The organism is Tardiphaga sp., assembly GCF_025356345.1.
Lineage (GTDB): Bacteria > Pseudomonadota > Alphaproteobacteria > Rhizobiales > Xanthobacteraceae > Tardiphaga.
This window is the reverse complement of record NZ_JANXTC010000271.1, coordinates 1-3971: the sequence shown is the minus strand read 5'-3', so window position 1 is coordinate 3971 and position 3971 is coordinate 1. Positions and strand designations below refer to the sequence as shown.

At 66.3% G+C, this 3971-nt stretch carries 3 protein-coding genes and 1 pseudogene; all 4 read right to left on the bottom strand.

Features of this window, described 5'->3' with window-relative positions:
• Positions 1 to 131: 131 nt before the first annotated feature.
• A complete protein-coding gene (locus Q0S16_RS16740) occupies positions 132 to 2207 on the bottom strand; it encodes a methyl-accepting chemotaxis protein (protein ID WP_295850228.1) in 2076 nt (691 codons plus the stop codon).
• A 135-nt stretch (positions 2208 to 2342) separates the two neighbouring features.
• Positions 2343 to 2735, bottom strand: a complete 393-nt coding sequence (locus Q0S16_RS16735; protein ID WP_295850225.1) for a hypothetical protein — start codon at positions 2733 to 2735, stop codon at positions 2343 to 2345.
• Between the two features lie 164 nt (positions 2736 to 2899).
• Entirely contained in the window at positions 2900 to 3787 is an 888-nt protein-coding gene (locus Q0S16_RS16730) for an NAD(P)-dependent oxidoreductase (RefSeq protein WP_295850223.1), read from the bottom strand.
• Positions 3788 to 3791: 4 nt separating this feature from the next.
• A pseudogene (prfB, locus tag Q0S16_RS16725) lies at positions 3792 to 3971 on the bottom strand (peptide chain release factor 2); the annotation flags it as partial.

Sequence of the window (3971 nt, the reverse complement as noted above, 5' to 3'; positions counted from 1 at the left end):
GTCCTTGCGAGGAGCGAAGCGACGCGGCAATCCAGAAGCAGCAAGCGACGAAAGAACTGGATTGCTTCGTCGCAAGTGCTCCTGGCAATGACAGGGGTGTGCGTTGCAAACTAGCTCGAAATCATCCCGCGCTACGCGGCCTGCACCCCGGTGATGAAGCGGTTGACTTCGTCCAGGATGCTCTCCGACTGCCGCGAGACCTGACCGGCGGCATCGAGAACATGGGAAGCTGCCGCGCCGGTTTCGCTAGCGGCATGGCTGACGCCGGCGATGTTGCGGGTCACCTGTTCGGTGCTGGCCGCGGTTTGCTGCACATTGCGGGCGATCTCCGCGGTCGCCGCCCCCTGCTGCTCCACCGCCGCGCCGATCGCCGCGGCAATGCCGTTGACCTCGTCGATGGTCGAGCCGATGCCGCGAATGGCTTCCACGGCCTCCTGCGTGGCGCTCTGGATCTGCTTGACCTGGTTGCCGATATCATCGGTCGCGGTGGCAGTCTGCTGCGCCAGCGCCTTGACCTCGGTCGCGACCACGGCGAAGCCGCGCCCCGACTCGCCCGCCCGCGCCGCCTCGATCGTCGCATTGAGCGCGAGCAGATTGGTCTGGCTGGCGATGTTGGAAATCAGGCCGACGACATCACCGATCTGCTGGGCAGCGTCAGCCAGCGCGCGCACAATCCCGTCGGTCCGGCGGGCGTCCTCGACTGCCTTGTGCGTGATCTCAGTCGAATGGGCAACCTGCCGCGCGATTTCGGCGATCGATGACGACAATTCCTCGGCGGCCGTGGCCACCGTCTGCACGCCCTCGCCGGCCTGCCGCGCGGCCGATGCGACGGTCGCCGCCTGCTGGTTGGTGCGCCCGGCGGTGGAAGACATTGACTCCGCCGTGCCTTCCAGTTCGACCGAGGATTTGACGAGCAGGCCGACCAGTTGTTCGGCCTTGGATTCAAAGCCTTTGACAAGGCCTTCGAGCCGCTGGCCGCGCTCCACTTGCGCGTTCTGGTCGCCGGCCTGTTCGAGGACGAGGCGTTCGGCATTGAGGGCGCCGAGCCGGAGATCCTCCAGCGTCGTGGCCATCGCGCCGAACTCGTCGGCGCGGATCATTGCCGGGACTTCGGTCTGGAAGTCGCGCCGGGCCAGCCGCGCGATCGACAGTGTCAGCGAACGTACCGGCGCAATGACGCGCTTCCGGATCATCCACAGACCCAGCACCGAGCCGGCGACGCCGATCATCAGCACCGAGCCAATCAGAAGGAGATAACCAAGCGCGGCGGAATGGCGCTGCTCGGCGCGTTGCGCCATGCCCACCAATGCGGCCTCCGCGACCTTGACGACCTGTTCGATCGGCGTGTTGCAGATCTCGGTCCAGCCGGCCGCGTTCGGCGCTTCGGGAGTTCCTGACTTGGCATAGGCGGCATCCCGCGCGGCATAGGCGTCATTGTAGATTTGCCGCGCGCTCGCCGCGGCGTCTATCAGCGCGCGTGGCGCACCGGCGCGTGACAGCAGATCATCGAGCATCAGAAGCGACCGGCCGCTCTCGCCGCGCAGTCGGGCGATCTGCAGGCGCGCCTTGGCGTCGACGACGGCACCGCTATTGAACAGCGGCCGGTTGACCGAACACTCGGTGCCGAAACTGTCGCGGGCTGACCAGGAATATTGCCGCGCCAGCACATATTCACCGATCACCGGATCGGCCAGCCTGGCTTCGCCGGCGATCGAGCGGGAAACGTCCGACAGGTTAGCGGCCACGGCACCGACGGCCTCGTACCAGGGCTGGCTATCCTTGACCTCGCGCGCCGCTTTGGGCTTCGCAGCCAGTGCGAAGACACCGTCCTCCAGCGCCCGGGCCTTGGCCACGCTCTGCCGCACCTTGGCCATCAAGGCCATGACATTGTCGGCCAGAGCGGAGTCCACGACGCTATCGACGACTTTCAACTGGACATCGTTCCGGGCGATCAGCCGCTTGATCTCCGGTAGCGGTTGTTCGGCCGAGGCAAGGACTGTCTGAGTAGCAGCACGTCCCACGCGCAGCATTTGCGTCGTCCGGAAGATCGCCGCGTCGGCATTGGCAAGTGTGCCGGCGCGCCGCGCATTATCCAGTTCCGACCACGCCTGCGAAAACTGCACGATCAGCGAGGCGGCAAAGGCGACGGCAATGATAACGAATGCACCGGTCAGCAAAGCGCCGGCCGTCAAAACGCGCGACTTCATTATCACTGACCTATTACTTGCGATCCAATCGTCGCAAAGTAATCGGATACCAATAATGAAGTCATAATGTCACAGCCGCCGGCACGACAGCGTTAGTGCTTTGCTATCATGCCGGATCCGTCCGCAAACCGACTGTCAGGGCTTCTTGAGGCAGAGCCCGACCGTCGGAGAGGTCGCGCACTTCATGCCGTCCGGGACGCCCCCGCTCGGGCAGAACAGTGATACCAGCGTCTCGTTGGCCTCGCAGCTGACCGATCCATCCGCCTGAACCGCGCGCAACGTGACCGGCGCGGCCTCGCCCTTGTCGCCCTTTTCACCGGGTGTGCCGGGGGCTCCCTGCGGACCTTGCGGCCCCTGGGCGCCGGCCTGGCCCTGCACGCCCGGTATGCCCTGCACGCCTTGCGCGCCCTGCGGCCCTGCCGGCCCCTGCGCGCCGACGTCGCCCTTCGGCCCCGCCGGGCCGGGATCGCGACCGCAACCGGCCAGCATCAACGCAACACCGATCGCCAGGATAGGAATGACTTTCATAACGCCCCCAGTTGATTGATTTTCAACGCCGCGATGCACGGCGCCACACCAAGCCGGCGAACCCGATCGGGTTCCAGCGCTCACATCATACCGGCGGCGGGGCTGAAGAAAAGATGCCGTCTCAAGGTTCGCTAGCCCATGACGCCGCAGACGCGAAGCGCCCGTCAGCCGGCATTGCCGGTCCTGGCGCGCGATACAAGCTCGATCATCTTCGCTTCGTCATCATCGGGCGCATAGGCTTTGGCGTTGTCATAGGCCTGCACGACGGCACGACCGACCAGTGGCGAAGCCCGCAACAGGCTCTCGGCCAATCTCACGGCGTAGGCCGCATCCTTGTGCCGCAACGCGGCTGTAAAGGTCGCGCCGGCGAAATTGCGTTCCACCATGCGGCGGGAATGCCGGATCACGCCGGGGCTGGCGGTGACGCCGGTTTCGATCGACTCCAGCACCAGTTTCATGTCGAGCCCGGCCTGCTCGGCGATGGCGAGGCCCTCGGCCAGCCCGGCGATTTGGATCGCCCCCATCAGATTGTTGACCAGCTTGTAGACCGTGCCCGAGCCGATTGGCCCGAAGTGCCGGATCGTGGAGCCGATCGGCGCAAGGTACGGCTGGGCGCGCCGCAGATCCGCAGCGTCGGCGCCGACCAGCAACGTCAGGCTGCCGCTCGCGGCGGCTTCCGGCAGGCCGGTGACCGGGCAATCGAGATAGGCGAGACCACGCCCCGTGAGTTCGCGACCTAGGTCGAGGGCGTGCTGGTGCGAAACGGTGGAGCATTCGATCGCCAGCGCGCCGGCCCTGGCCGTGCTCGCCGCACCCTGCTCGCCGAGCCATACCGCGTGCGAGGCCGCATCGTCGGCGACCATGGTGACGATCGCGTCGGCGCCGGCCGCCGCGTCCGCCGGTGACGACGCCAGCCGCGCGCCGCGCGCGATCAGTTCATCAGCCTTGGCGAGGTTCCGATTCCACAGCGCGACCGAAAAGCCGGCGTCGAGATAGCGCCCGGCCATGCCATGGCCCATGCGGCCCAGACCGATGAATGCGACATGGGCCATCGGATCAGTCGACGTCGTCGATGGCGCCTGGCGAGGTGCCGAAGGCGCGCTGAGCCAGCGTCGCCGCCATGAAATCATCGAGGTCGCCATCGAGCACGCCGGAGGTGTCGGATGTCTGCACGCCGGTGCGCAGATCCTTCACCATCTGATAGGGCTGCAGCACGTAAGAACGGATCTGGTGGCC